Source organism: Methylobacterium sp. E-012 (genome assembly GCF_057836545.1).
Genome location: NZ_JBYQEY010000001.1, coordinates 4,997,629 through 5,024,268, shown reverse-complemented (window position 1 = coordinate 5,024,268; position 26,640 = coordinate 4,997,629). Strand labels below are relative to the sequence as shown.

The 26,640-nt window shown below is 69.7% G+C and carries 27 protein-coding genes, 1 tRNA gene and 1 riboswitch; of the genes, 13 read left to right on the top strand and 15 right to left on the bottom strand.

Annotated features, from left to right (window positions below; translation table 11 throughout):
• Positions 1–18 precede the first annotated feature (18 nt).
• Positions 19–1,251 (bottom strand): glutamine-hydrolyzing carbamoyl-phosphate synthase small subunit, encoded by a 1,233-nt coding sequence (gene carA / locus AC3IF1_RS23985; RefSeq protein ID WP_489219637.1) that lies wholly within the window; start codon positions 1,249–1,251, stop codon positions 19–21.
• 207 nt (positions 1,252–1,458) lie between these two features.
• On the opposite strand from carA, the gene AC3IF1_RS23980 reads away from it, so the two are divergent.
• Positions 1,459–1,920, top strand: a complete 462-nt coding sequence (locus AC3IF1_RS23980) for a GatB/YqeY domain-containing protein (protein ID WP_489219636.1) — start codon at positions 1,459–1,461, stop codon at positions 1,918–1,920.
• 7 nt (positions 1,921–1,927) lie between these two features.
• Here the strand turns inward: AC3IF1_RS23980 and AC3IF1_RS23975 are convergent, their stop codons facing one another.
• Both AC3IF1_RS23975 and AC3IF1_RS23970 read right to left on the bottom strand, forming a co-directional pair.
• The gene (locus tag AC3IF1_RS23975; RefSeq protein WP_489219635.1) at positions 1,928–2,158 is read right to left on the bottom strand and encodes a BrnA antitoxin family protein; all 231 of its coding nucleotides are present in this window, start codon (positions 2,156–2,158) and stop codon (positions 1,928–1,930) included.
• A gap of 184 nt (positions 2,159–2,342) precedes the next feature.
• The gene (locus AC3IF1_RS23970; protein WP_489219634.1) at positions 2,343–2,477 is read right to left on the bottom strand and encodes a BrnT family toxin; all 135 of its coding nucleotides are present in this window, start codon (positions 2,475–2,477) and stop codon (positions 2,343–2,345) included.
• 212 nt (positions 2,478–2,689) lie between these two features.
• Between AC3IF1_RS23970 and dnaG the strand changes: the two genes are divergently transcribed.
• The 3 genes from dnaG to AC3IF1_RS23955 all read left to right on the top strand — a co-directional run bounded on the left by dnaG (position 2,690) and on the right by AC3IF1_RS23955 (position 8,101).
• On the top strand, positions 2,690–4,582 hold the full coding sequence (gene dnaG / locus AC3IF1_RS23965; RefSeq protein WP_489219632.1) for a DNA primase: 1,893 nt from the start codon (positions 2,690–2,692) through the stop codon (positions 4,580–4,582).
• 197 nt (positions 4,583–4,779) lie between these two features.
• On the top strand, positions 4,780–6,762 hold the full coding sequence (gene rpoD, locus AC3IF1_RS23960) for an RNA polymerase sigma factor RpoD (RefSeq protein WP_489219631.1): 1,983 nt from the start codon (positions 4,780–4,782) through the stop codon (positions 6,760–6,762).
• Between the two features lie 79 nt (positions 6,763–6,841).
• Positions 6,842–8,101, top strand: coding sequence for an adenylate/guanylate cyclase domain-containing protein (locus AC3IF1_RS23955; RefSeq protein ID WP_243973461.1), 1,260 nt, complete (start codon positions 6,842–6,844; stop codon positions 8,099–8,101).
• A 98-nt stretch (positions 8,102–8,199) separates the two neighbouring features.
• Here the strand turns inward: AC3IF1_RS23955 and AC3IF1_RS23950 are convergent, their stop codons facing one another.
• Complete coding sequence (locus AC3IF1_RS23950) at positions 8,200–9,327, bottom strand: glycosyltransferase (RefSeq protein WP_489220459.1); 1,128 nt, start codon at positions 9,325–9,327, stop codon at positions 8,200–8,202.
• A 484-nt stretch (positions 9,328–9,811) separates the two neighbouring features.
• A complete protein-coding gene (locus tag AC3IF1_RS23945) occupies positions 9,812–10,321 on the bottom strand; it encodes a retropepsin-like aspartic protease family protein (protein WP_489219630.1) in 510 nt (169 codons plus the stop codon).
• A gap of 235 nt (positions 10,322–10,556) precedes the next feature.
• A riboswitch (TPP riboswitch) is annotated at positions 10,557–10,685 on the top strand.
• A 70-nt stretch (positions 10,686–10,755) separates the two neighbouring features.
• Here AC3IF1_RS23945 and thiO point away from each other — a divergent pair.
• From thiO to AC3IF1_RS23925, 4 genes are read left to right on the top strand one after another with little or no spacing between them, the layout of a single operon-like run.
• Positions 10,756–11,973 (top strand): glycine oxidase ThiO, encoded by a 1,218-nt coding sequence (gene thiO, locus AC3IF1_RS23940; RefSeq protein WP_489219629.1) that lies wholly within the window; start codon positions 10,756–10,758, stop codon positions 11,971–11,973.
• A complete protein-coding gene (thiS, locus tag AC3IF1_RS23935; protein ID WP_243973464.1) occupies positions 11,970–12,182 on the top strand; it encodes a sulfur carrier protein ThiS in 213 nt (70 codons plus the stop codon). Before thiO ends, thiS begins: the two co-directional genes overlap by 4 nt.
• A 2-nt stretch (positions 12,183–12,184) precedes the next feature.
• Positions 12,185–12,988: a thiazole synthase gene (locus AC3IF1_RS23930; RefSeq protein WP_489219628.1), complete on the top strand. Its 804-nt coding sequence runs from the start codon at positions 12,185–12,187 to the stop codon at positions 12,986–12,988.
• Between the two features lie 2 nt (positions 12,989–12,990).
• Complete coding sequence (locus tag AC3IF1_RS23925; protein WP_489219627.1) at positions 12,991–13,629, top strand: thiamine phosphate synthase; 639 nt, start codon at positions 12,991–12,993, stop codon at positions 13,627–13,629.
• 96 nt (positions 13,630–13,725) lie between these two features.
• Here the strand turns inward: AC3IF1_RS23925 and AC3IF1_RS23920 are convergent, their stop codons facing one another.
• The 6 genes from AC3IF1_RS23920 to map all read right to left on the bottom strand — a co-directional run bounded on the left by AC3IF1_RS23920 (position 13,726) and on the right by map (position 19,495).
• Positions 13,726–14,475: a proteasome-type protease gene (locus AC3IF1_RS23920; RefSeq protein WP_243973467.1), complete on the bottom strand. Its 750-nt coding sequence runs from the start codon at positions 14,473–14,475 to the stop codon at positions 13,726–13,728.
• A 41-nt stretch (positions 14,476–14,516) separates the two neighbouring features.
• Positions 14,517–15,344, bottom strand: a complete 828-nt coding sequence (locus AC3IF1_RS23915) for a transglutaminase family protein (protein ID WP_243973468.1) — start codon at positions 15,342–15,344, stop codon at positions 14,517–14,519.
• Between the two features lie 24 nt (positions 15,345–15,368).
• Entirely contained in the window at positions 15,369–16,316 is a 948-nt protein-coding gene (locus AC3IF1_RS23910; RefSeq protein ID WP_243973469.1) for an alpha-E domain-containing protein, read from the bottom strand.
• 63 nt (positions 16,317–16,379) lie between these two features.
• On the bottom strand, positions 16,380–17,819 hold the full coding sequence (locus AC3IF1_RS23905) for a circularly permuted type 2 ATP-grasp protein (protein WP_243973470.1): 1,440 nt from the start codon (positions 17,817–17,819) through the stop codon (positions 16,380–16,382).
• A 95-nt stretch (positions 17,820–17,914) separates the two neighbouring features.
• A complete protein-coding gene (radC, locus tag AC3IF1_RS23900; RefSeq protein WP_489219626.1) occupies positions 17,915–18,661 on the bottom strand; it encodes a RadC family protein in 747 nt (248 codons plus the stop codon).
• A 6-nt stretch (positions 18,662–18,667) separates the two neighbouring features.
• A complete protein-coding gene (map, locus tag AC3IF1_RS23895; RefSeq protein ID WP_243973472.1) occupies positions 18,668–19,495 on the bottom strand; it encodes a type I methionyl aminopeptidase in 828 nt (275 codons plus the stop codon).
• Between the two features lie 197 nt (positions 19,496–19,692).
• Between map and AC3IF1_RS23890 the strand changes: the two genes are divergently transcribed.
• The 4 genes from AC3IF1_RS23890 to AC3IF1_RS23875 all read left to right on the top strand — a co-directional run bounded on the left by AC3IF1_RS23890 (position 19,693) and on the right by AC3IF1_RS23875 (position 21,645).
• Positions 19,693–19,950 carry a zinc-finger domain-containing protein gene (locus tag AC3IF1_RS23890; protein WP_091713381.1) on the top strand — a complete coding sequence of 86 codons (258 nt, stop codon included), beginning with the start codon at positions 19,693–19,695 and terminating at the stop codon, positions 19,948–19,950.
• A gap of 13 nt (positions 19,951–19,963) precedes the next feature.
• Positions 19,964–21,157, top strand: coding sequence for an FAD-dependent monooxygenase (locus AC3IF1_RS23885; RefSeq protein ID WP_489219625.1), 1,194 nt, complete (start codon positions 19,964–19,966; stop codon positions 21,155–21,157).
• 34 nt (positions 21,158–21,191) lie between these two features.
• Positions 21,192–21,278: transfer RNA gene (locus AC3IF1_RS23880), tRNA-Leu, on the top strand.
• Positions 21,279–21,396: 118 nt separating this feature from the next.
• Positions 21,397–21,645 carry a flagellar protein gene (locus tag AC3IF1_RS23875; RefSeq protein ID WP_489219624.1) on the top strand — a complete coding sequence of 83 codons (249 nt, stop codon included), beginning with the start codon at positions 21,397–21,399 and terminating at the stop codon, positions 21,643–21,645.
• On the opposite strand, the gene AC3IF1_RS23870 is transcribed toward AC3IF1_RS23875, so the two are convergent.
• The 4 genes from AC3IF1_RS23870 to AC3IF1_RS23855 all read right to left on the bottom strand — a co-directional run bounded on the left by AC3IF1_RS23870 (position 21,635) and on the right by AC3IF1_RS23855 (position 24,004).
• Positions 21,635–22,333, bottom strand: a complete 699-nt coding sequence (locus AC3IF1_RS23870; protein WP_489219623.1) for a YoaK family protein — start codon at positions 22,331–22,333, stop codon at positions 21,635–21,637. The genes AC3IF1_RS23875 and AC3IF1_RS23870 overlap by 11 nt on opposite strands.
• A gap of 177 nt (positions 22,334–22,510) precedes the next feature.
• Entirely contained in the window at positions 22,511–22,891 is a 381-nt protein-coding gene (locus AC3IF1_RS23865; RefSeq protein ID WP_489219622.1) for a hypothetical protein, read from the bottom strand.
• 105 nt (positions 22,892–22,996) lie between these two features.
• Positions 22,997–23,230, bottom strand: a complete 234-nt coding sequence (locus AC3IF1_RS23860; RefSeq protein ID WP_243973477.1) for a hypothetical protein — start codon at positions 23,228–23,230, stop codon at positions 22,997–22,999.
• 150 nt (positions 23,231–23,380) lie between these two features.
• Positions 23,381–24,004, bottom strand: coding sequence for a carboxymuconolactone decarboxylase family protein (locus AC3IF1_RS23855; RefSeq protein WP_489219621.1), 624 nt, complete (start codon positions 24,002–24,004; stop codon positions 23,381–23,383).
• 157 nt (positions 24,005–24,161) lie between these two features.
• Here AC3IF1_RS23855 and hrpB point away from each other — a divergent pair, with 157 nt between their 5' ends.
• Complete coding sequence (hrpB, locus tag AC3IF1_RS23850) at positions 24,162–26,615, top strand: ATP-dependent helicase HrpB (RefSeq protein ID WP_489219619.1); 2,454 nt, start codon at positions 24,162–24,164, stop codon at positions 26,613–26,615.
• The last annotated feature ends 25 nt before the right edge of the window (positions 26,616–26,640 follow it).

Below are 26,640 nucleotides of genomic sequence, written 5' to 3'. Positions count from 1 at the left end.
ATCGCGCCGGGGATCCGGTCAGGCGGGCTTCACCGTCTCCGGCTCTCCCGCGCGCATCAGCGTGACGAAGCGCTCGAACAGGTAGTGGCTGTCGCGCGGGCCGGGCGAGGCCTCCGGGTGGTGCTGCACCGAGAAGGCCGGACGGTCGGTCAGCGTCAGCCCGCAATTCGATCCGTCGAACAGCGAGACGTGGGTCTCCACGGCGGTCGCCGGCAGGCTCGTCGGGTCGACCGCGAAGCCGTGGTTCATCGAGACGATCTCGACCTTGCCGGTGGTCTTGTCCTTCACCGGATGGTTCGCGCCGTGGTGACCCTGGCCCATTTTCACGGTCCGGCCGCCGAGCGCGAGGCCCATGAGCTGGTGCCCGAGGCAGATCCCGAAGGTCGGCACCCTCGCGTCGAGCAGGTTGCGGATCACCGGCACCGCGTAGGCACCGGTCGCCGCCGGATCGCCGGGGCCATTCGACAGGAACACGCCGTCCGGTTTCATCGCCAGGATTGCCTCTGCGCTGGTGGTGGCCGGCACCACGGTGACGTCGCAGCCGGCCTCGGCCAGCAGCCGCAGGATGTTGCGCTTCACCCCGTAGTCGATGGCCACGACCTTCAGGCCCTGGCCCGGCGCGCGGGTGCCGTAGCCGTTGCCCAGCGCCCACACGGTCTCCGACCATTCCGAGGCGGTGCGGCTCGTCACCGGCGGCACAAGGTCGAGCCCTTCCATTGGCGCCAGCGCCGCCGCCCGGGCCTTCAGGGCCTCCCGGTCGAACCGGCCCTCCGGATCGTTGGCGATCACGGCGTTGGGCATGCCCCGGTCGCGGATGCGAGCGGTGAGCGCCCGCGTATCGACCCCGGTGATGCCCACGATGCCGCGGGCCTTGAGCCAGCCATCGAGATGCGACGACGAGCGCCAGCTCGACGGCTTCGTCACGGCCGAGGCGATGACCGTGCCGCGCACGCCGGAGGCCGGCGCCGCTTCGAGGCTCTCCAGATCCTCGTCGTTGGTGCCGACATTCCCGATATGGGGGAAGGTGAAGGTGACGATCTGTCCGGCATAGGAGGGATCGGTCAGGATCTCCTGGTAGCCGGTCATCGCCGTGTTGAAGCAGACCTCGCCATCCGCGATCCCGGTCTGCCCGATGCCGAAGCCTTCGAGAACGGTCCCGTCGGCGAGGACCAGCAGAGCCGTGGCGACCGGCTCCGACCAGGGCTCGGGGGCCCGGGGCCCGGGGGCATGCGCGGCGGAGTCTTGCAGCATGGGCTGAGTCTCGCTTATGTCCGACCGAAGGCGGGCGCCGCAACGCGGCGCTCTCGGCTTGCGGCATGATCGTGTGCGGCGCTCTTAGCGAGCGGCCCGCGATGGGGTCAATGTGGCCCTGCGGCCCGCAGGGCTCAACACCGACGAGCCGAAAGACCCGCAATCCGCAGGCCAGCCCGCCGTTTTTCCGTTGGAAGGTTCCTCGACATGCTGCGCGCCCGCTTCACCACCGAGATGAAGGAGGCCATGAAGGCCGGCGACAAGGGCAAGCTCGCCACCGTGCGGATGATCCAGGCCGCCCTCAAGGACCGGGACATCGAGGCCCGCGGCAACGGCAAGGATCCGATCGCCGACGAGGAGATCCTGTCGCTCCTCCAGAAGATGATCAAGCAGCGCACCGAATCGGCCGCCGTCTACGAGCAGGGTGGCCGCCCGGAACTCGCCGCCAACGAGCGTTCCGAGATCGGAATCATTGAGGGTTTCCTGCCCAAGCAGATGGACGAGACCGAGATGAAGGCGGCCGTCGAGGCGGCGATCCTGGAGACCGGCGCCACCGGCCCGAAGGACATGGGCCGGGTGATCGGCGCCCTGAAGGGCACCTTCGCGGGGCGGATGGATTTCGGCAAGGCGAGCGGCCTAGTGAAGGACGCGCTCGCCGCGAAGGGCTGACGAGCGATCAGCCCTCGCGATCCGTCCGCGCCCTCACGTAGCTCCGCAGGACCGCATTGATTCGGCTCTGATAGCCGGTGCCCGCGTGCCTAAAGTAGGCGAGTACGTCGGCATCCAGGCGGATCGAAACCGGAACCTTGCGCGGTGGCAGCACTGCCTCGGCGCGCGACCAGTCGATGTCGAGGGGCGCGGCATCGGGATCGCCCGCGACCGCTTCCACGATCTCCGAATCGCGCATCGCGCCGATCCTGTTCAGATCGGTTGATCCGCGCGCACCCTCACGCTCCGAAGCGCGTTGTGTAGGCTTGTCTCTCATTGCGCCTCGCCGCTCTCGCGGAGATGATCCGGATGATGCCAGCCCGATCGGTCCAGACCACGGCGATCACGCACTGCGCGAGCCGACCAAGGCTGACCTTCCGAACTTAGCCATTCCTGATCGTCTGTACGGTCAGGTGGGGATGATCGAAGACGCCGATCGCGTCCCGGAAATCGATACCGTGCTTCTCGAGATTGAGCGTCCGCTTGCGCTCATCCCATTCGAAGCCAACCACCGGCATGTACATAGTCCGGAATCAGGGCTGTGTCGATACAAACGTATATACAGGTTCGGCGATCGCATCGCACCGGACTCGCAGCCGTGGAAGCTTGCAGGGCCGGTCAGAGCGCATTCTCCACGCTATCCCCACCCGACATCACTCCGTCCGTGGGGCGGGACTCAACCCCCTTCGCTACGCTAGGATACGCGGTCCCGAAGCCGACCCCAGGTCCCGTGCGCTATCCGTCCCACATCCTGGAAGAGATCCGTGCCCGGCTGCCGGCCTCCTCGGTGGTGGGGCGGCGGGTTCAGCTCAAGAAAGCCGGCCGGGAATGGCGCGGCCTGTCGCCGTTCAACGCCGAGAAGACCCCGTCCTTCTACGTGAACGACCAGAAGCAGTTCTACCACTGCTTCTCGTCCTCGAAGCACGGGGACATTTTCACCTTCCTGATGGAGACGGAGGGCCTGAGCTTCCCGGAGGCCGTCGAGCGGCTGGCTGGGGAGGCGGGCGTCAGCCTGCCCGCGCCGACCGAGGACAACCGCGCCGCGGAGACCAAGCGCGCCGGGGCCATCGAGGTGATGGAGATGGCCGCCCGCTGGTTCGAGGAGCGGCTGCTCTCGAACCATGGCAGCGAGGCCCGCGCCTATCTCGAACGGCGCGCGCTCGGGCGCGAAACCCAGCAGGCCTTCCGCCTGGGCTACGCGCCGAACGACCGCTATGCCCTGCGCGATCATCTGGCCGGGCAGGGCGTCGACAAGGCGCTGATGATCGAGATGGGGCTTCTGGCGACCGGGGAGGGCGTCTCGGTCCCGTACGATTATTTTCGCGATCGGGTGATGTTCCCGATCACCGACACGCGTGGCCGGGTCGTGGCCTTCGGCGGCCGGGCGCTGTCGAAGGATGTGCGCGCCAAGTACCTGAACTCCCCTGAGACGCCGCTCTTCCACAAGGGCCGGACGCTCTACAACCTCCACGGCGCCCGGAAGGCCGCGCACGAGCGCGGCTCGATCATCGCGGTCGAGGGCTACGTCGACGTCATCGCCATGACGCTCGCCGGCCACCCCGAGACGGTGGCGCCCCTGGGCACCGCACTCACCGAGGATCAGCTCGCCCTGCTCTGGCGCCACGCCGACGAGCCGATCCTGTGCTTCGACGGCGACAAGGCCGGCCAGCGTGCGGCCTTCCGGGCGCTCGACATCGCGCTGCCGCTCCTCGAACCGGGCCGCTCGCTCCGGATCGCCCTGCTGCCCGGCGGACAGGACCCGGACGACCTGCTGCGCTCCGGCGGGCCGGGGGCGATCGACCAGGTGCTCAAGGCGGCGCTGCCCCTGTCCGAGCTGCTCTGGCGGCGCGCCCTGGAATCCGGACCCGTCGACACGCCCGAACGGCGGGCCGGGCTGACCCAGACCTTGCGCGCGACCGTCGCGGCCATCCGCGACGAGACCGTGCGGCGCTACTACCGCGACGACATCGAGGAGCGGCTTCGTGGCCTGTCGCCCCGCGGGGCGCGGGTCGCCGCGGGTCCGGGTGCCCGCGGCCGTCCGCGGTTCTTACGGCCCGGCGAACCGGTCTCGCCGCGCATCACCGGCAGCCCGAGCGCGTCGATGACGGCCTCGGCGGGGTTCACCGGCGCCGCTTCGGTCCGGGAGGCGGTGATCGTCGGCACGCTGCTGGCGCATCCCGAGATGATCGGGGAATTCGGCGAGGCGATCGGCGATCTGGACTTTGAGGACCCGGATGCGCGGGCCCTGCTGTCGGTTCTCCTGGACTGCGCGGCCGAGGGCGAGCGCACCGATCCGAACGTGTTGCAGAGCCGCATCACCCGTGCCGGGCTGAACGCAGGTGCAGAGAGGATCCTGGCGCTTGCGCGCTCGCGGGACCGCTCGACGCTGGCTCCGCACGCGGATCCCGCACACCGTATGGATGCCCTTCGGCAGGCCATGATCTTGCACCAGCAGGCAGGCGCGCTACATACCGAACTTCGCGAAGCACGGCAGGCGTTTGAGAACGATCCGACCGATGCCGGGTGGGCATGGCTCTGCGAAGTGAAGGCGAGGCTGGAAACCGTCATCGCCGCCGAGGCTGAGGCCGACTTGCCGGTGTCGGGTGACTCGACGGCCGCGTGACGGCTGTGTCATGGCGGAGGCGGCGGCAGGGAGCGGCTCGCCATAGTTAACAATCGGTCAAGCCTCAGGCTTGCATACGGAAACCGACGCAGGCGACCGGAGCGATTCGGCGCCGTTCTCTTACAGCGGCGCCGACGGCGTAGACCGGCCCAGCCAGGGCCTCCGCAACGCGCCACGTGCGAAACAATAGGCTGAACATGGCGACGAAGGCAACGGAACGGGACGAGACGGACGCTGCCCCCGAGCAGCAGACCGACGGGCCGCTCCTCGACCTGACGGATGCTTCGGTCAAGCGGATGGTCAAGCTCGCCAAGAAGCGCGGCTACGTGACCTACGAGGAGGTCAACGAGGTTCTGCCAGAGGGCCAGTCCGACCCGGATCAGCTCGAGGACGTGCTGTCGCAGCTGTCCGAGATGGGCATCAACGTGGTCGAGGCCGAGGAGACCGACGAGGCCGCCGGCGAGAAGCCCGCCGAGAGCGACGAAGAGGAGCCCGAGGGCGGCGAGGTCGCCGAGGTCGCCCCGGCGCGCGCGGTGACGGTCGCGACCACCACCAAGGAGCCCACCGACCGCACCGACGATCCGGTGCGGATGTACCTGCGCGAGATGGGCTCCGTGGAGCTGCTCTCCCGCGAGGGCGAGATCGCCATCGCCAAGCGCATTGAGGCCGGCCGCGAGGCGATGATCGCGGGCCTCTGCGAGAGCCCGCTGACCTTCCAGGCGATCATCATCTGGCGGGACGAGCTCGTGGAGGGCAAGGTCCTCCTGCGCGACATCATCGATCTGGAGGCGACCTATGCGGGCCCGGACGGCAAGAACGCGCCGCAGATCGCCGAGGGCGAGGACGCCGCCGAGGACGGCGAGCCGCCGGCCCCGCCGGAGGGCGGCGACGACGAGGACGACCTGGAGAACAACGTCTCGCTCGCCGCGATGGAAGCCGAGATCAAGCCGCGGGTCCTCGAGACCTTCGATGCGATCGCCGCGAATTACCGCAAGCTGCGCAAGTCCCAGACCGAGGGCACCGAGCGCAAGGCCGCGGGCGAGAAGAACACCCCGGCCCAGAACCAGAAGCAGGCCGAGCTGAAGGACATCGTCGTCGGCGACGTGAAGTCCCTGTCGCTGAACAACAACCGCATCGAGGCGCTGGTCGGGCAGCTCTACTCGATCAACAAGCAGCTGATCGGCCACGAGGGCCGCCTGATGCGCTTCGCCGAGAGCCACGGCGTAGCCCGCGACGAGTTCCTGCGTCACTACCAGGGCTACGAGCTCGATCCGAACTGGATGGAGCGCGTCGGCACGCTGGGGGGCAAGGGCTGGAAGAACCTGGTCGAGAAGGGCTCGCGGCAGGTCACCGACCTGCGCGCCCAGATCCTCGACCTCGCCTCCGAGACCGGGCTGGAGATCGGCGAGTACCGCCGCATCGTCAACATGGTCCAGAAGGGCGAGCGCGAGGCCCGCCAGGCCAAGAAGGAGATGATCGAGGCGAACCTGCGCCTCGTGATCTCGATAGCCAAGAAGTACACGAACCGCGGCCTGCAGTTCCTGGACCTGATCCAGGAGGGCAACATCGGCCTGATGAAGGCCGTGGACAAGTTCGAGTACCGGCGCGGCTACAAGTTCTCGACCTACGCCACGTGGTGGATCCGGCAGGCGATCACCCGCTCGATCGCCGATCAGGCGCGCACGATCCGCATCCCGGTGCACATGATCGAGACGATCAACAAGATCGTCCGCACCTCGCGCCAGATGCTCCACGAGATCGGCCGCGAGCCGACGCCTGAGGAACTGGCCGAAAAATTGGCCATGCCCTTGGAGAAGGTGCGAAAAGTCTTGAAGATCGCCAAGGAGCCGATCTCCCTCGAAACGCCGATCGGCGACGAGGAGGACAGCCATCTGGGTGACTTCATCGAGGACAAGAACGTCGTCCTGCCGATCGACGCGGCGATCCAGTCGAACCTGCGCGAGACGACGACGCGGGTTCTGGCCTCGCTCACGCCGCGCGAGGAGCGGGTGCTGCGCATGCGCTTCGGCATCGGCATGAACACCGACCACACCCTAGAGGAGGTCGGCCAGCAATTCTCGGTGACCCGCGAGCGCATCCGTCAGATCGAGGCGAAGGCCCTGCGCAAGCTGAAGCACCCGTCGCGCAGCCGGAAGCTGAGGAGCTTCCTGGACAATTGAGCCCCCGCCGCGGCCGCTGCCGCGGCGCTTCCCCGTCGTCCGCGCCGTCACGACGCCGCGCGGCATTCAACCTGGCGCCATGCTCGAACGCCGCCCGCCAACGCCCGGAGTGCCGACGGCCTTCGCGGACGGCACCGAGGCCGACGATGTCCCGTTCGGGGCCATCCAACCCTCCGTGGGCATCCGCGACTGGTTGCTGGGCGAAGGCGCGCGTCTTCAGAACGCCGACGACATGCTGTCCGGTCTGGCCGAGCGGTTGATCGCCATCGGCGTGCCGGTGGACCGGGCGTCCACGGCCATCGACACCCTGCACTCGGAATATGCCGGCGTCGGCCGGATCTGGACCCGGGATGGCGGCACCACGGTTCGGTTGTTCCCGCACGGTGCCCGCTCGACCGATGCGTACCTCAACAGCCCGTTCCACACGGTTCACGAGACCGGCGAGTGGCTGATCCTGGACCTCAGCGAGACGTCCGACGACGCCTACGCGATCGTCCCAGACCTGAAGGCGGAAGGCTACACCCACTACGTCGTGGCCCCGCTGTTCTTCACCAACGGCACCAAGAACGGCATCACCTTCGCGACCCGCTCGCCGGAGGGGTTCGGGGCCGACGACATCGCGATCCTGCGCTTCGTTATGCCGGCGCTGGCCGCCGTCATGGAGATGCGCGTCCTCAACAAACAGCTCGACCACGTGCTGCGGCTCTATGTCGGCGACGAGCCGCACCGGGCGATCCTCGCGGGCGACATCCGCCGCGGTCAGGTCACGCGGATCCGCTCGGCGATCCTGTTCGCCGACATGCGCGACTACACCCGGACCTCCGCCGACATGAGCCCCGAGGAGGTGGTGGGACTGCTCAACGTGTTCTTCGACTGCCTGGTGCCGCCGATCGAGCGCGAGGGCGGCGAGGTGCTGAAATATCTCGGCGACGGCCTGCTCGCGATCTTCCGTGAATCGGGCGACGACCTCGGGGGTGCCGCCAAGGGCGCGCTGACGGCGGCGCAGCACGCCCTGGCGGCCTTGGACGAGGCCAACGCCCTGCGCCAATTCCCGGTGCCGGTGGCTGCCGGGATCGCCCTGCATCACGGCGAGGCGGCCTACGGCAATGTCGGCTCGGGCTCCCGGCTCGACTTCACCGTGATCGGCCGGGACGTGAATCTGGCCAGCCGCCTCGCACAGCTCAACCGCATCCTCGGCGAGCCGCTGCTGATGTCGAAACCCTTCGTGGATTTCCTCTGGGGCGACCCGATCCCGCTGGGCGAGCACGTGCTCGACGGATTCCGGGAGCCGATGGCCGTGTTCAAGCCGAAATTCCTGCGCCCGCGCAAACCGGTTTGAGGCCGCGCCGCGACGGGTTCGTCCGCGGCAGCAGAAGGGCGGTTTCGTGCGGGACTTCGGAACCGTGGGCGCAGCACCCCCGAACCCCAACAACGCCGTCAGAATTGCCAGGCCGGAGCGAACTCGGCACTGTAGGCCGATTGCCGGCAGCCCCAGACGGGATCGATCATTCTCGCGAGCGCGCGCCGTGCCAGGGCACAGGAGCGCGTCAGGACGTCGTTCGGAACGTTCGGCTTTTTCAATATCTCAAGACAGGAATGAAGGCTTATGTTATATTGACAGATATGATAGGCATTGGCTGAATATTCTTCCAGCATTCCATATTCGTAGACCCAGGGATTCAGCGATATGCCTTCGCTCGGCAATGTCAGGGCAATGCCCGCCTCGGCATAGCGGAACCCCTCTGGAAATCTGTTCCTGCTCCGGCAATACCGGCTGGCCCCGTGGCGCGCTTCTGCCCGCGCCGGGCGGACCAGGATCGCCCGATCGTTCAGATGCAACACCGTGTCTCCGGGCTCATCGACGCGTTCCGCGTTCACGGCAGCCATCAGCAGGCTGAAATACACTTCTTCATCCCATCGACACAGATCAGCGCTCTTCACAAAACAATCAAGCGCCTTACGGTAGTCCTTCGCTGCATCGTATGTACTGCCCAGATACATCGTGTACCGCGCGACCATGAACGGGTCTTTCTCGACCGCCAGCGCCTGTTCCAGGACGGCGATGTCGCGGGCATCCGCCGTCGTGTCGTGATGGCGTGCCCCGTCTTCGCCCCGGCGCATCGCGAGGGGGAGAATCGGCGTCTCCGGATCCTCAGGGCATTCGAGAAACTCGTGCAGAACGCCGCGATAACGCCAGTTCTTTTTGCTGCTGACCAGCTGCTTACGCCAGTACCGCGTATGGCTGTCGACGATCTCGAACCTGTATCCTGCCTCATGAAGCTTCGGCATGACGAAGTCCGAAGGGATGATCAGCTCGTCATCGGCGTCGATGATGAGCGCGTACTGCGCGTGTGGACGGGCGAGCTTCAGGGCCTCGTTCCGATTGAACGCGAAATCGACCCAGGGCCGCTCGACGAGCCTGCCGGGCATGTCCGCCATCGCGGCGCGGATGACATCCTGCGTCCCGTCCGTCGATCCGGTGTCGACGATGACCCAGTGATCAATGATCGGGCGGACGGAATCGAGGCACCGCCGGATGACATGCGCCTCGTCCTTGACGATCATCGACAAGCAGATGGTCTGACCGGATCTTTTCATGCCAGCATCGCCTAAACATAGGTGCGTGCGTCGCGCGCGCGAACCTGTCACCTCATAGCTCAGCTCGCCGCGCGTCACAAATCAGAGAAATTATTATGCTATTGGATGCATAATAGTTTGGCGATTATCATACATTATTGGCAAATAATACTGCGTGAAAAATGATTATCGATCGATAGCGATCACGACACAGAAAAGTTTCATAAAACAGGCCCGCCCATGACGGACACGGTTCCCAGCCGGAAAGGCCGGAGAGGAGCCACCCGCTGCATTCCGTGGAACGCGAACGCCCCCCTCATCCCGAGGCGGCGAACCGGCGTTTTGGGAGGAGGACATTGGTCCCCGCGGCCAACACGCCCGACAGGCTTCCCGCCCAGCGCTTCGGGCGGTGACGAGGCGCACGCAGACATGGCCCCACCGGCTGCCCCCCCCGGGCGAAGCCCCGGCGCGGTCAGCCCCGCAGCGTCATCGTCGCGCCGGCGACGCTGAAGTCGCGCAGGCGGCGTAGGAACGACATCCCCAGCAGGCTGGTGCTGAGGCGGCCGCGCGGGATCACCACCGCCTCCACGTCGCGCACCGTAATCGAGCCGATCTGCATCACCGCGATCCGGATCGGCGCGACCCGGACGGCTCCGTTCGCGGTGTTCCAGACACGGGTGAAGTCGGTGGGGCCGACCCGGATCCCGATCCGCGCGGCATCCTCCTCGGAGAAGGCGCAGGCGCTCGCACCGGTATCCACCATCATCGGCAGCGTGCGGCCATCCAGCAGGACGGTGACGAGGAAATGGCCGTTGCGACCGGCCTGCAGGGCCACGCCCGCGGGCGCTCCGGCGTCGGGTGCCGGTTCGACCGCCGGGGCGATGATATGAGCGACCCGCTCTGTCCGGGACCGCTCACGCAGCTTCTGGACGGCGGTGGCGGCCAGGAAGCCGAACGTACAGACGAGCAGGATGGTGCGCACGCAAGTCCGTTTCTGTGCCGCGGTGCCGGCGCCCGGGACGCGAGCCGAGATCGGGCCGATGAGACCTCGAACCCATGAAGGGATCGTGCGCGCGGGCTGCGGCAGTGGCCGTTGGAGGGCCGATTCCGTTCGGCTTGGTGTCCGATCGGTGACCGCGATCCACGATTGTCGCCGGCCCGGACGGAGCTGGCCCGGCAGCGGGGTTGACCGGCGCGGGCCGTAGCGCCACATCTGCATCTGTTCCAGGGAGATCCCCGGCAAGGGGCTGAGAAACCGCTGGCACGTCCGTCAGGACTTGCGGCGCGGAAATCCTTCGAACCTGATCCGGCTCATACCGGCGTAGGGATTGGACCGCGGCCGCCTGACAGGCAGGCCACAGCTTCTCACCGAAGCACAGGGCCCATTCTCCGCGACGGCACCCTGTGGAGAGATGCGTGTCCCTGGACCGCCCCCCGTCACCGATCGGACGCCGCCGTGGCGCGGCCAGCCCCTCAGAGCGGGCCGGCCTACCCGTTCGCGCCGACATCGCAATCGTCGGCGGCGGCCTGATCGGCCTGTCGATCGCCTGGCGGCTGGCCCGTGCGGGCCGGTCCGTGGTGGTGCTGGAGCGCGAGACGATCGGCGCCGGGGCCAGTCTCGCGGCCACCGGCATGCTGGCGCCGGCGGCCGAGCACGAGCCAGGCTCCGATCCGCTGCTGCCGCTCGCCCTCGACTCGCTCCGGCGCTGGCCGGAGTTTCGCGACGCGCTGGAGGCCGAGTCAGGCCAGGCGATCGATTATCGGCCGGATGGAACCCTGGTGCTGGCCGTCGGGCGCGACGAGGTCGAGCGCCTGCGCTTCCGCCACGATCTGCAGCGCCGGTCCGGCCTCGACGCGACGTGGCTGCCCGGCAGCGAGGTCCGGCGCCTGGAGCCGGGCCTGCGCCCCTCCGTCACCGCCGGCCTTCACTGCCCGCTGGATCATCAGGTCGATCCGTGCCGTGTCATGGCGGCCCTGGCGGAGGCCTGTCGGCGGGCCGGGGTCGTCGTGGTCGAGCACGCCCCCGTGACCGCCCTGGACTGGTCGGGGGGCCGCGTCACGGGCCTGCGCGTCGGCGAGGACGGCGTCGCGGCCGGAACCGTGATCCTGGCATCCGGCGCCTGGAGCGGTGAGGGCGGGTTGCTCCCGGCGACGCACACGCTGCCGGTGCGCCCGCTCAAGGGCCAATCCCTGGCCCTGCGCACCACCGCGCGCACGGGCACCCTCGGCCGGATGGTCTGGACCGAGCAGGTCCACATGGCCCCGAAGAGCGACGGCCAGCTCATCGTCGGCGCCACCGTGGAGGATTGCGGCTTCCGTCCGGGCGTGACCGCCGGCGGCCTCTACGCGCTGCTCGAAGGTGCCCGCCGGGTGCTGCCCGGGATCGAAGAGATGGAGGTCGAGGCCTTGTGGAGCGGCTACCGTCCCACCTCCGACGACGACGCACCGATTATCGATACGCTGGCACCGGGTCTGGTCGTCGCCACGGGGCACCACCGCAACGGCTACCTGCTCGCCCCCGTCACCGCCGATGCCGTGGCCGAACTGGTCATGGGCGGCGCCCTGCCGGAGGTCGCCCGCCCGTTCACCCGGGCGCGGTTCGCGCAGCCGGAGCCCAAGAGGGCCTCGGCATGAGGCTGTTCGTCAACGGCGAGCCGCGCGACTGCGCAGCCGAGACCATCGACGGCCTGTTCCGCGTCGAGGCGGAGGAGACCGGCATGGAGAGTCCGCAGGGCATCGCCATCGCGCTGAACGGCCGCGTCGTGCGCCGCCGGGATTGGGGCGAGACCCCGGTCGCCGAGGGTGACCGCGTCGAGATCGTCCGCGCCATGCAGGGAGGTTGAGCATGGACCCCACCGTCACGCCGCTGCGCCCCGGGACCGGGGCGGATGGTTTCACCGTGGCCGGGGTGGCTCTGTCCTCCCGGCTGTTCATCGGCACCGCCGGGTATCCGACCCAGGCGATCATGCGCGACGCCGTCGCGGCGAGTGGCGCCGAGGTGGTGACCGCCTCGATCCGCCGGGTCTCGCTCCAGGGCCACGGCTCCGACACGGTGACCATCCTGAAGGGCAAGCGCTTCCTGCCGAACACCGCCGGCTGCGAGACCGCCCGCGACGCGATCATGACCGCCGAACTCGCCCGCGAGGCCCTCAACACCAACTGGATCAAGGTCGAGGTGATCGGCGACCGCGAGACCCTCTATCCGGACGTGACCGAGCTGATCGAGGCCTGCCGCCACCTCGTGGATGACGGCTTCGTGGTCCTGCCCTACTGCAACGACGACCCGATCGTCTGCCAGCGCCTGGAGGATCTCGGCTGCGCCGCGATCATGCCCATGGGGTCGCTGATCGGCTCCGGGATGGGGGTGGCCAACCCGGCAAATCTCGAACTGATCTGCCGCCGCGCCAAGGTGCCGGTGGTGGTCGATGCCGGGATCGGGACCGCCTCGGACGCGGTGATCGCCATGGAACTCGGCGCCTCCGCCTGCCTGATCAACACCGCCATCGCCAAGGCCGACGATCCGGTCCGCATGGCCCGCGCCATGGGCCGGGCGGTCGAGGCGGGGCGCGATGCGCATCTGGCCGGGCGGATCCCCCGCCGGGGCCGGGCCGAGCCGTCGAGCCCGCAGCTCGGCCTCGTCGGCTCGTGAGGATGCTGCCGTCGCCGCTGCTCGCGGTGACGGACCGGCACGGGCATCCACGGCCCCTCGCCGAGACCGTGCGGGCGATCCTCGATGGCGGCGCCCGCTGGATCTGGTTTCGCGACCGCGATCTGGAACCGGACGCGCGCCGCCGCCTCGGCGCGGCCGTGGCCGAAGCTGTCCGGGCCCGGGGCGGGGTCCTGACGGTGGGCGGCGACGTCGCCCTGGCGCGCGCCCTCGGCGCCGACGGGGTGCATCTGGGCGGCGGTTCGGGTCCGGAGGCGATCGCGGCGGCCCGGTCCGCCCTGGGGGCGGCGGCGCTGATCGGCGTGTCGGCCCACGCGGTTCAGGAGGCCGTGCGGGCCGCGGCGGCCGGCGCCGATTACGTGACGCTGAGCCCGATCTATCCGACCGCGAGCAAACCGGGCTACGGACCGGCGCTCGGTCCGGACGGTGTCGCGGCGGCGCGGGCCGCCGGTCTTCCGCTGGTGGCGCTCGGCGGGATCGGCCTCGACCAGATTGCGGCCTGCCGCGCGGCGGGCGCGGCAGCGGTCGCCGTCATGGGCGGATTGATGCAGGCCGACGATCCGTCGGACGCCGCGCGGGACCGGCTGGAAGCCTGGAACGCGGCGCCATGCGCGCGCACGTGATCGCCTTGGCGTCTAGGCGCCACTGATCCGAGCCGGCTATCCTCCAGGCGAGCCGAACCGTCCGAACGGGGTCTCATCGAGGGACCCGTCCGAGATCTACTTCTCGGACGGCCCATAGGGCGGCCGCGGAATCGCCCGGTGCGCGGCCCGCAACGCCGCCGACCAGCGCTCGCGCAGGTCGTGGAAATAGCCCTCGCCGGCCTCGATCCGGTGGTTCACCTCGAGCGTCGGCGCGTTCCGGCGGGCGACCGCGATATCGATCGGCAGGCCGACGCCGAGATTCGACCGCATGGTCGAATCCATCGAGACCAGGCTGACCTTCAGGGCGTCGTACAAATCGGTCCGGTAGGTCACCGCCCGGTCGAGGATCGGCTTGCCGTATTTGTGCTCGCCGATCTGGAGGAACGGGGCGTCCGTGCTGCACTCGATGAAGTTGCCGGCCGAATAGATGAGATACAGCCGCATGTCGCCGGTGCCGATCTGTCCGCCGAACAGCAGCGAGATCGAGAACCGGATGTTGGCCGCCTCGAACCCATCCTTCTCGATCGACCGCACCCGGCGGATGGCACGGCCGATGAGCTGCGCCGCCTGGAACATGGTCGGCGCCTCGACGAGCTTCTGCGCCGGCTCCTCCCCCTCACCGGGCACACCCTCCTGAAGCAGGCTCAGCACCGATTGGGTGATCGACAGGTTGCCCGCCGAGGCCAGCATCATCACCCGCTCGCCCGGCACGTTGAAGTGGTGCAGCTTCCGGTAGGTCGAGATGTCGTCGAGCCCCGCGTTGGTGCGGGTGTCGGCCACCATCACCAGCCCTTCTTCGACAAGGACACCGACACAATACGTCATCGTCTTCGGGCTTTCATGCGATGGGACCGCCGTCGCGGGACTCAGGACTGGGCGGCGGCCCTGCCTTGCTCGACGCGAAGCTTCACGTCCAGTGTCTCGGTCCCGCCACCGGTCCGGCTGCCCCGGATCGGCGCGGCGCCGAGATAATCGAGCCCGGTGGCCACGCGGATGTAGCTGTCGGACGGGCTCATCGCGAAGCACGGATCGAACGCCACCCAGCCGAGATCCGGCACCAGCGCCTCGGCCCAGCCGTGCGGCGCCTCGACCGTGGCCTCGCCGTCGTCGCGGGCGCGGTAGCCCGCGACGTAGCGCGCGGGGATGCCGACATGCCGGGCCGCCGCGATGAAGACATGCGTCAGATCCTGGCAGACACCCCGCTCCGCCGCGAAGGCCTTCGCGGCCGGGACGGCATTGGCGGCCGGGCCGGGCTCGTAGGCCACAACTTCGGGAACGGCCCCCATCAGGCGGTGGAGCAGCGCCAGCGGCGCCGCGTCGCCGGCCGTGGCGACGCGCTCCGCGAAGACCTGCAGCTCCGTGCTGGTTGCGCAGAGATCCGTGTCGCGCAGATAGAACGAATCCGGCAGACGTTCGACGGTTCCGCGCACGATCCCCTGGGTGTCCTCGGTGTCGACCTCGCCGCTGACCCGGATCGTCAGGGCGTCGGCGGCCTCATCGGGGGTGAACCAGTGAACCAGGTTCCCGAATCCGTCCTCGCGGGCGGTCAGGCGCCCGTCGACGGTGGTGTCGATCCGCCACCCTCGGACGTACTGGCCGTCATGGTCCCGCGGTGTCAGCCGCAGGACCTGGACGAGCCCGCGGGCCGGCTGCTCGTAGGTGTAGATGGTCTCGTGGATCACGCGGATGCGCATGCGCGGGGGGCCTGTGCGTCTTCGTCAACCGACCAGATACTGCTTGGCGATGGCCTCGCCCACCCTGTTGTTCTCGGCGATGAACGCCTCGACGAACTCGTGCAGGCCGGAGGCGAAGACCCGGTCGATATCCTCGGCCTCGAGCTTGGCCAGCATGTTGCCGGCGAACCGCTGGCTCGGTCCGCGCCGGCCATAGGCGTCGGCGATCAGGTCAAGATACTCGACGATCACCCCGTAGCAATTCGCGAAGGACCGGGGCATCTGCTTGTTGAGGATCAGCAGATCGGCCACCAGGAGCGGCTTCACGCTCTCCCGGTACACCCAGTGGTAGGCGTTGAAGGCTGAGACTTCGCGCAGGATCGTGGTCCACTGGAAGTAGTCGAGGCTGCCGCCCACCGTCTCGTCGTGGGGCAGAAGGATCTGGTACTTCACGTCGAGGATGCGGGCCGTGTTGTCAGCCCGCTCGATCGCGGTGCCGAGCCGGGTGAACCAGAAGGAGTCGTTGCGCAGCATCGTGCGGAAGGCCGAACCGTCGAAGGTGAGCGAGACGGTCTTCACCCAGTCGAGGAAGCGGCCGAACTCGTCGCGGTTGAGGTCCTTGCCGGCATAGTTGCGCAGTTCGAGCCAGGCGCCGTTGATCGCGTCCCACATCTCGGTGGTGAGCGCCGTGCGCACGGAGCGGGCGTTCTCCCGGGCCGCCTCGATGCAGGAGCGGATCGAGGAGGGGTTGTGCGGGCTGAAGGCCAGGAAGTCGCAGACCGTGTCGGCGTTGACCGCGCTGTAATGCGTCTTGAACGCGTCCGGGTCTCCGGCCGAGGCGAGGGCGGAGTCCCACTCGTTGCCCTCGCCGCCGCCGTAGCTCGTCGGCAGCGACGCGAAGCGGTGCGCCGCGTCGAGGATGCGCGCGACGAAGTCGGCGCGCTCGACGTAGCGCGAGAGCCAGAAAAGGTTGTCGGCAGTCCTGGAAAGCATTCTTTTTCAGCCACGTCGAGCGGACCGGGGAGCCCGCGCCTCGGGATGTCCGACCCCATGAAATCAGGCGTCCAGCACCCAGGTATCCTTCGTACCACCACCCTGGCTCGAATTGACCACCAGCGAGCCCTCTTTCAGCGCGACCCGGGTCAGGCCGCCCGGGACGATGCGGATCTGGTCGGCGCCGTTGAGCACGAAGGGGCGCAGGTCGACATGGCGCGGCGCGACCCCGGAGGCCACGAAGGTCGGGCAGGTGGAGAGCGACAGGGTCGGCTGCGCGATGAACCCGTCGGGGGCATGCTTGAGCTTCTTGGCGAAGTCGTCGATCTCGCGCTTGCTCGCGTGGGGCCCGACCAGCATGCCGTAGCCGCCCGAGCCGTTGACCTCCTTCACCACCAGCTCCGAGAGGTTGTCCATCACGTAGGCGAACGAGTCCTTCTCGCGGCAGCGATAGGTCGGCACGTTGTGCAGGATCGGCTCCTCGCCGGTGAAGAACTTCACGATCTCCGGCATGTAGCTGTAGACCGCCTTGTCGTCGGAGATGCCGGTCCCGACCGCGTTGGCCAATGTCACCGAGCCCCGCTCGTAGGCATTCATCAGGCCCGGCACGCCGAGGACTGAGTCGGGGCGGAAGACGAGCGGATCCAGAAAATCGTCGTCGAGGCGGCGGTAGATCACGTCGACCCGGCGCGGACCCTCGGTGGTGCGCATGTAGACCACGTCGTCCTTGGTGAAGAGGTCCGAGGCCTCCACCAGCTCGACGCCGAGCTTGTCGGCCAGGAACGAGTGCTCGTAGAAGGCCGAGTTGTAGCGGCCGGGGGTCAGCAGGACGACCGTGGGGTCGCGGGTCGCCGAGACCGGGGCGAGACTGCGCAGGGTGGCGAGCAGCGCGTCGGGATAGTTCTCCACCGGGGCGACCCGGTGCTTGGAGAACAGGTCCGGGAACAGGCGCAGCATCACCTCCCGGTTCTCTAGCATGTAGGACACGCCGGACGGGATCCGAGCGTTGTCCTCCAGGACGAAGAAATCGTTCTCGCCCGTGCGCACGATGTCGATGCCGGCGACGTGGACGTAGAGGTCGTGCGGGACCCGGAACGAGCGCATCTCCATCCGGTAATGGGCGTTGCGATAGACGAGATCGGCCGGGATGATGCCCGCCTTGATGCATTCCTGGGCGCCGTACACATCCTTCAGGAACAGGTTGATGGCGGTGACCCGCTGCTTCAGCCCGCGCTCCAGGAACGTCCATTCCGGCTTCGTGATCACCCGCGGGATGATGTCGAACGGAATCAGGCGTTCGGTCGATTCGTTGTCACCGTACACCGCGAAGGTGATGCCGATCCGGCGGAACAGCAGCTCGGCCTGACTGCGGCGGGTGTTGAAATGCTCCGGGGGGGTCGTTTCGAGCCACGTCTTGAGCGTGCCGTAGGCGTCTCGAATCGCGGCCGGATCGGCCGTGCCGGTGCCGAGCCCGGTCATCTCGTCGAAGGCCGTCACCGCCATCTCGCTCCTCCCTAACGCTCCCGCTCTGAGGCAAGAGGCGCGCCATCTGCTCGTGGCTATATCTGCCCTCGATAACGCTCAAGGCGGCGAGAGGATCAGATCAGCTTGAGGCCTTTCAGGCTCGCGTGACCGTTTCGCCCGAGGATCACGTGATCGTGGACGACGATCTTCAGCGGCGCGAGCACGGCCACAATCTCGCGGGTCATCGCCACGTCGGCGGCGGACGGGCTCGGATCGCCGGATGGGTGGTTATGGGCGAGGATGATGGCGGTGGCCGAGAGTTCCAGCGCCCGCCGGGCGACCTCCCGGGGATAGACCGGCGTGTGGTCGACGGTGCCGCGCCCCTGCACCTCGTCGGCGATCAGATGGTTGCGCTTGTCGAGGAACAGGATCCGAAACTCCTCGCGCGGCGCGAAGGCCATCGTGGCGCGCAGGTAATCCTGCAGTGCGCCCCATGAATCCAACAGCGCCCGCCCGCGGATCGCCCCCCGGGCGAGGCGCCGCCCGGCGGCCTCGATCACCTTGAGGTCGGCGGCGACGCCGGCGCTGACGCCCTGGACCTCCATCAGCCGGGCCGGCTCGGCGCTCAACACTTCGGCGAAGCTGCCGAACCGGGCGACCAGGGCCTTGGCCAGGGGCTTCACGTCGCGCCGCGGGATCGCGCGGAACAGGACCAACTCCAGCAATTCGTAATCCGGCAGCGCGTCGCCGCCCGCCGCGGCGAACTTCTCGCGGAGCCGGTCGCGATGGCCGTGATAATGCGGCGCGTCCTTGGCCAGCGACGACGCGCCGCCGGCGTCGGCGAAGAGCCCCGCCTCGGCATCGTCCGGCCGCGGCGCCATGGTCGGTCAGGATGCGGGATTGACGGGCTGGTGCAGCCCCTTCGGCGAGATCGTGAAGATCTCCACCCCCGTCTCCGTCACCGCCACGGTGTGCTCGAACTGGGCGGAGAGCGAGCGGTCGCGGGTCACCGCGGTCCAGCCGTCGCCCAGCACCTTCACGGCCGGGCGCCCGAGATTGATCATCGGCTCGACGGTGAAGAACTGGCCGGGCTTGAACGGCACGTCGTAGCTCGCCTCGACGTAGTGCAGGATCGTTGGCGCGTCGTGATAGGTGCGCCCGAGCCCGTGGCCGCAGAAATCCCGCACCACCGAGCAGCGCTCGCCCTCCGCGTAGGACTGGATCGCCCGGCCGATATCGTTGGTCGAGCCGCCCGGTTTCACCGCCGCGACGCCGCGCATCAGCGCCTCGTAGGTGATCTCGCACAGGCGCTGGGCCCGGCGCGAGACCTCGCCGACATAGGCCATCCGGCTCGAATCGCCGTGCCAGCCGTCGAGGATCAGGCAGATGTCCAGGTTGACGATGTCGCCCTCGCGCAGGGGCTTGTCGTTGGGGATGCCGTGGCAGACCACGTGATTGATCGAGGTGCAGATCGACTTCGGATAGCCGCGATAGAGCAGCGAGGCCGGATAGGCGCCGTGATCCATGGCGAACTCGTAGGCGAGCCGGTCGAGCGCCTCCGTGGTGACGCCGGGCAGGGTCGCCTCCATGAGCAGGTCCAGGGCCTCGGCGGTGAGCCGGCCGGCGCGGCGCATGCCTTCGAAGCCCTCGGGACCGTGGATCGGCGGCTCCGGGGCGCGGCGCGATCCCTGCGCGGTGGCCTGTTCCTGCTGCATGTCGGGACTTTTCGCGGCGTCATCAATCGGGCGTCCGACCTATGTACGGTGCGCGGCGCGGGAGGCCAAGCCGTGTCCGGCACGCGGACGGGCGTGGCTTGCGCCGGAAGCGGGGCTGGCGGCATAAGCGGCCGCATGGCGCCCAGTGCGCGCGGGTGGATTCGCCGCGCGATCGGTACGGGTCAGGCGAGGGCCGGATGGCAGGCAAGGCGGTACCCCACTTTCACAACGAGCCGGGTGTGCCGGTGGTCGCTGTCGGGGTGAAGGAGTTCATGTGCATCGGCGCGCTGCCGCCGTTCGACCACCCGCACGTCTTCCTCGACATGGGCGCCGACACCGAGATCATCTGCCAGTACTGCTCGACCCTGTACCGTTACCGCGCCGGCCTGAAGGCCGACGAGGCGGATCCGCAGGCCTGCGTCTGGCACGACGACGCCAAGCTCGCGGCGGAGTAGGCGCGCCGTCGCGGTGTCCTCCGACCATCGACCATTGCGGATCGGAATCGTGGGGGCCGGGATCGGCGGCCTCACGGCGGCGCTGGCGCTGTCGGATGCCGGCCATGCCGTCACGGTGATCGAGCGCCGCACCGGCTTCAGCGAGGTCGGAGCCGGGATCCAGATCTCCCCCAACGCGAGCCGCGTGCTGGCGGGGCTCGGCCTTTCGGCCGCCCTGCGCCGGGCCGCGAGCGCGCCCCCGGGCGTCGAGGTGCGCGCCCTCGACAGCGGCCGCCGTCTCGGCGGCGTCGCCCTCGGGGCGGCGGCGCAGACGGTGTTCGGCGCGCCCTACTACGTGATCCACCGGGCCGATCTGCAGATTCTCCTGCTCGATGCCCTGCGCGGACGGCCGGCGATCCGGCTGATGATGGGCCGCACCGTAACGCGCTTGGCCGAGACGGAGTCGGAAGTCCTCCTCGCCGCGGAGGGCGCCAGCGGCGTGCAGGATCTGGCCTTCGATCTGGCGATCGGGGCCGATGGGCTGCGCTCGCGCCTGCGCGGACATCTCGATGCGGCGCCGCTCCGGCCCGGCCATGCGGCGGCGTGGCGGGCGCTCATCCCGATCGAGGCCGTGCCGGAACCCCTGCGCGGTGCGGCGACGGGGCTCTGGCTCGGCCGGAACCGGCACGTGGTGCATTACCCGGTCCGGGACAGCCAGTTCCTCAACGTCGTGGCGGTCGTCCCCGAGGCGGTGGGCGACGAGGGCTGGGGCCGGCTCGGGGAGCCGGCGGTGCTGCGCGCTTGCTTTCGCGGCTGTGCCGAGCCCCTGCGCGGATTGCTCGGCCTGCCGGATTCCTGGCTGGTCTGGTCGCTGGCCGATCGGGCCGTGGCGCGCCCGCTCGCCCGCGGCCGGATCGCGCTGATCGGCGACGCCGCCCATCCGGTGCTGCCCTATCTCGCGCAGGGCGCCGCCCTCGCTATCGAGGACGCCGCGGTACTGACGCGCGCGCTCTCCGACCAAGCCCAGGTGCCGGCCGCGCTCGCCTCCTTCGCGGCGGACCGGTCGACCCGCGTCCGGCGCGTCCAGAGGGCTGCCCGCGCCAACGGCCGGACCTATCACGCCAGGGGATTGGTGGCGTTCGCCCGCAACGCCGTGATGGCGCGGCTCGGCCCCGACGGCATGCGCGACCGCTACGCGTGGCTGTACGGCTGGACGCCCCCGGCTTGATCGCGGGGCCGGCCGCGGCTACCGAAGGCCCGATGCGGACGTGGCGGAACCGGTAGACGCACGAGACTTAAAATCTTGCGGCCGCAAGGCCGTGCGGGTTCGAGTCCCGCCGTCCGCACCACCCTGTTCCCGCGCGCGCAGGACAGCCTTCGGATAAGGCGGCGATCCCTCAAATGCGCGCGATCTCCGCAACGGTCCCGCAGCGTTCGCCTGGCAGGATCGGCGCAGGGAGATTGCGCATGATCGACGCCCTTCAGACCGCCACGACCAGCATGACCCGGGCCTCCGACCGCCTCGGAAATGCGGCCCAGACCATCGCGTCCGCCGGGGCGCCCGTCGCCGAGACGGCCTTGCAACCCGCCGCGCAGGTGGACCTGTCCAGCGCCGCCGCCGAACTCGTCGGCTCCAAGTCTGCCTTCGCGCTGAACGCCGCCGTGGCGCGGACCGCCGACCGGATGACCGGCCAGCTCCTCGACATCAACGCCTGAGCGCCGGCAGCGCCAGCGACGCCAGGATCGCGGCCGCCGCGAACAGCAGGGCCACGCCGACGGCGCGATAGGCGACGACGCCCACGAGCCCGCCCGCGAGGAACGCCCCGACGGTCAGCACGTGAAGGCGCAGCCGCGTGGGGTCGTGGCGCTTCAGCGGGACCCGATCGGGCGCGGCGCGATCCAGCCAGCGGGCCAGCTCGATGCCGATATCGGTGATCGTGCCGGTGACATGCGTCGTCCGCACGCGCGCCTCGGAAATCTTCGTCGCCGCAGCGTTCTGCACACCCAGGGCGAAGCTCAGGCCGAGCACCAGGGCATGGCCCCGCGCCGGCTCCGCGAGGGGAAGCGCCACGAGGCCGATGGCGACGAGGAGCACCGCTTCCGCACAGACGCTGTAGGCGTAGGCCCCGTGCTCGGCGCTCCGGCGGCGGTAGCGGATCAGCAGCGTCGACACCGCCGCACCGAGCACGAAAAGGAGGACGAGGAGCAGCGCCTCCGCCGCCAGGACGAGGTCGCCGGTTCCCGTGCGGTCGGAGATCGCCGAGACGTTCCCGGTCATGTTCGAGGCGTAGAGGCCGACCGCATAGAACCCCGCGGTGTTCAGCGCCCCGGCCACCGCCGCCAGGGACAGGCCGAGCTTGCGATCGGCTTCAGGGGTGCGCGTCGCGCCTTCGTGGACCAGCATCGAATCGTCTTACCGCCGCGACCTGAACACCCGGTTCACGCCACGTGCGAGTGGGCTGAATGGGGCGCTGCCGGAGCGGCGCCGCGCCATGTCGCTAGCGTATCGCCCCGGACACCGAAACCACGATGGATGGCGGCCGCCGTCCGGGCCCGGGGTCGTCAGACCCAGGGAGCCATCTCACCAGCCGTAATGGCCGCGGTCGCGGTAGCCGTCGTAGCCGTCATCCCAGTCCCGGTGCCAGCGGCGGGCGGGACCGTAGCCGACCGGCACCCGCTCGTAGGTGACCGTCCGGCGGGTGGCGTAGACCGGTCCGTCCTCCTCGTACACCCGGTAGGCGGGGGCGGGCCGCACCACCACGGGCGTGTATCCGTAAGACTCACCGTACCCGTAAGCGGGCACCGCGTGGGCCTGGGTCGCGGCGCCGATCAGCGCGCCCGCCGCGAGGCCGCCGATGATGCCGGCCGCGATGGCCCCGCCGCCGCGGGCTTCCGCGGTCGAAGAGGCCAGGCTGCCCGCGCCGATCAGCGCGGCGGCCGAGAGCAGAGCGATGCGTGTCATGACCTGTCTCCATGGATGCCCGGATGCACGAGACGTCCGGGATCATGGGGCGGAGGATTCCACAGCCACGCTGCAGCCAGCCTGAATCGCGCGTGCAGCGTGCGTTCAGCTGGCGCGGCCGGCCGCCGGATCGAAGGCTTCCCGCACGTAGCCCCGGGAGATCAGCCGGCTGCGCTCGCGGGTGCGCCGCTCGGCCTCCATCAGATCGGACAGGGCATCGGCGATCGCGCAGCGCAGGGCGATCCCGGCATCGCCGCCGGCGAAGCCGAGATACGCGGCGCTGATCGCCTCGACGGGACAAGCATGCGCGTCGCGCGCGGGACTGGCAGCGGTCAGCATCGTGTTCTCCTCGTTCGCGTTCGGGAACGAAAAGAGAACAGGCCATAAAGGTTAACGAATGGTCAACGCCGGCCCCGCGGCCCGATCTTCGGCCGCGGAACCCTGTGGACAACGGGGATCCAGATGCCCGGACCCTGTGGATAAGCCGGCTCACTCGGGCATGCGCGGCAGGGGTTTGCCTTCCTGGGGAATCGGGTAGCGCGCCGCGTTCAGCTCCATGGCGAGCAGCGTGTAGTAGCCGGAGATCGCCGCGAGATCGACGATCGCCGGCTTGCCGAACCGGGCCTCGGCGCGGGCGTAGGTCGTGTCCGACACGCGCTTGGTGTCCTGCAGTTCCGCGGTGAACTCGTAGACGATGGTTTCGTCGTCGCTCATCCGCGCCGGCCGGCGCCCATCACGGATCGCCGCGACGATCTCCGGGGCGATCCCCGCCTTCTCGGCGATGGGCGCATGGACGTACCACTCGTAGTCCTGCGTCCAGCGCCGCGCCGTCATCAGGATCACCAGTTCCGACAGGGTTGTGCCGATCTTGGGCTTGAACCGGAGGTAGTCGCCCATCGACCGGGCGAGGGTCATGACCTCGGGCGAATATATCAGCGGCTCGAACGGCCCGAAGGGCGGCTTGCCCCGGGCCTGCGCGAAGGCCTCGGCCGCCTGCTTCTGCTCGGGCGTGTAATCCTGCGGCGGTATCGTCGGCAGCCGATCCTGGGCAAAGGCGGGCGCGAGCGCGAGCGGCAGCGCGGCCAGGGCCAGCGCCATCGGGCGGAATTTCATCGTTTCACTCCCAGGTCTTTTGAATGCGCCGCACGTTCGCGGCTCGGCGTGCCGGAGGCCAGGGCCGCGGAGTCGGATCGGTATCGAACGCCGCCCGGCGTCACCGGTCGGCCGCCGCGGTTGCGCCCGTCGCCGGTCCGCGCCATCAGCGGCATCGATGCCCGGTCTTCCCACCCCATTGCCGATCGAGGCGGCCCTGCCCGACCTGCGCGCCGCGCTCGGCAGGCGGAACGCCGCCGTGCTGGTGGCGCCGCCGGGCGCGGGCAAGACCACGCGCGTGCCCCTCGACCTGCTGGGGGCACCCTGGCTCGACGGGCGCAAGATCGTCCTGCTGGAGCCGCGCCGCCTCGCGGCCCGGGCGGCGGCGGCCCGGATGGCGCAGACGCTCGGCGAGCCGGTCGGCGGCACGGTCGGCCTGCGCGTCCGGCTCGGATCGAAGATCTCGGCCCGCACCCGGATCGAGGTGGTGACCGAGGGCGTGTTCACGCGGATGATCCTCGACGACCCGGAACTCGCCGGCATCGGCGCGGTGCTGTTCGACGAGTTCCACGAACGCTCCCTGGATGCCGATCTGGGCCTCGCGCTCGCCCTCGACGCCCAGGGCGGCCTGCGCGAGGATCTGCGGATCCTGGTGATGTCGGCGACCCTCGACGGCGCCCGGGTCGCGCGGCTGATGGGCGATGCCCCGGTGGTCGCCTCAAAGGGGCGCGCCTTCCCGGTGGAGACACGCCACGTCGAGCGCGACCCGAACCGGCGGATCGAGGAGGCGGTGGCCGAGGTCACCCTCCGGGCCCTGCGCTCCGATCCGGGTTCGGTGCTGGTGTTCCTGCCCGGACAGGCGGAGATCCGCAGGACCGTCGCCCTCCTGGCGGATCGCATCGGGCCGGACGTGCAGCTCACGCCGCTCTACGGCGCCCTCCCGCCGGCCGAGCAGGACCGCGCCGTCGCCCCGGCGCCCCCCGGAACCCGCAAGGTGGTGCTCGCCACCAGCATCGCCGAGACCTCGCTGACCATCGAGGGGGTCCGGATCGTGGTCGATTCCGGGCTCTCGCGGGTCCCCGTCTACGAGCCTGGGCTCGGCCTGACGCGGCTCGTGACCGCGCGCGCCTCCCGCGCCTCCGTGGATCAGCGGCGGGGCCGTGCCGGCCGGACCGAGCCCGGACTGTGCTGGCGGCTCTGGTCGGAGGCCGGCACCAGCGCCCTCGAACCCTTCTCGCGGCCCGAGATCCTGTCGGCGGATCTGGCGAGCCTGCTCCTCGACTGCGCCGCCTGGGGGGTGGCCGATCCGTGCACGCTCGCCTTCCTCGATCCGCCCCCGGCGCCCGCCTTGACCGAGGCCCGGACCATGCTGTCGGACCTCGGGGCGCTCGACCCGAATGGACGGCTCACGGAGGCCGGCGCGCAGCTGCGCGCCCTGCCGCTTCCGCCGCGTCTCGCCCGTATGGTCACGGTCGCGGCCGGGTCCGGGCGGGCGCGTGCCGCCGCGGAACTCGCCGCGGTCCTGGTGGAACGCGGCCTCGGGGGGGACGAGGTCGATCTCGACGCGCGGGTCGAACGGTTCCGCCGCGACCGGGCCGGGCGGTCGGCGGACATGCGCCGGCTCGCCGAGGGCTGGGCGCGGATCGCCGGCGGCGGCCCGGATGCCGGACCGGCGCCGGCCGGCCCGCTCCTGGCCCTGGCCTATCCCGACCGCGTCGCGCGGGCGCGGGGCCGCGAGGGCGAGTTCGTCATGGCGAGCGGCCGCGCCGGCCGCCTCGATCCGGCCCATGCGCTCGCCCGGGAGACCCATCTGGTCGTCGCCGACCTCGTCGGCGCGGCGGGTAATGCCCGCATCCTGGCGGCGGCGGCGATCGACGCCGGGGCCATCGAGCAGCTCTTCGCCGACAGGATCGAGTCCCGCACCGAGACCACCTTCGATGCGGAAACGGCGTCCCTCCGGGCCCGGGCGGTCCGGCGGCTGGGGACGGTCAGCCTCGGCGCCCGGCCGCTGCCAGTCCCGGCCGATCTGGAAAGCGCCATGATCCTGGCCCGGGGCATCGCCGCGCTGGGGATCGAGCGGCTGCCCTGGACGCCGGCCCTGTCGCAATGGCGCGCCCGGGTGTGCTTCCTGCACGCGGCGGAGGGCGATGCCTGGCCAGACCTGTCGGACGATGCGCTCGCCGCGACCGTGGATGCGTGGCTCGCGCCGTCCCTCGTCGGGCGCACCGCCCTGGCCTCGATCACGGCCGACGACCTCGGCGGTGCCGTGCAGGGCCTGCTGCCCTGGACGTTGCGCACCCGCCTCGACGCCGAGGCGCCGACCCATGTGGAGGTGCCCACCGGCTCACGCATCGCGGTGGATTACGCCGCCGACGAGCCCGCCCTATCCGTGCGGGTGCAGGAGCTGTTCGGCCTCGACCGGCACCCGCGGGCCGGCGGACGGCCCCTGGTCCTGCACCTGCTGTCGCCCGCCCACCGCCCCATCCAGATCACCCGCGACCTCCCGGGTTTCTGGCGGGGATCCTGGGCCGCGGTGCGGGCCGAGATGCGTGGTCGCTATCCCCGCCATCCCTGGCCGGAGGACCCGCTCACCGAGGCTCCGACCCGGCGGGCCAAGCCACGGGGAACCTGACGGACGGTGCCGGTTTCCACCGCCG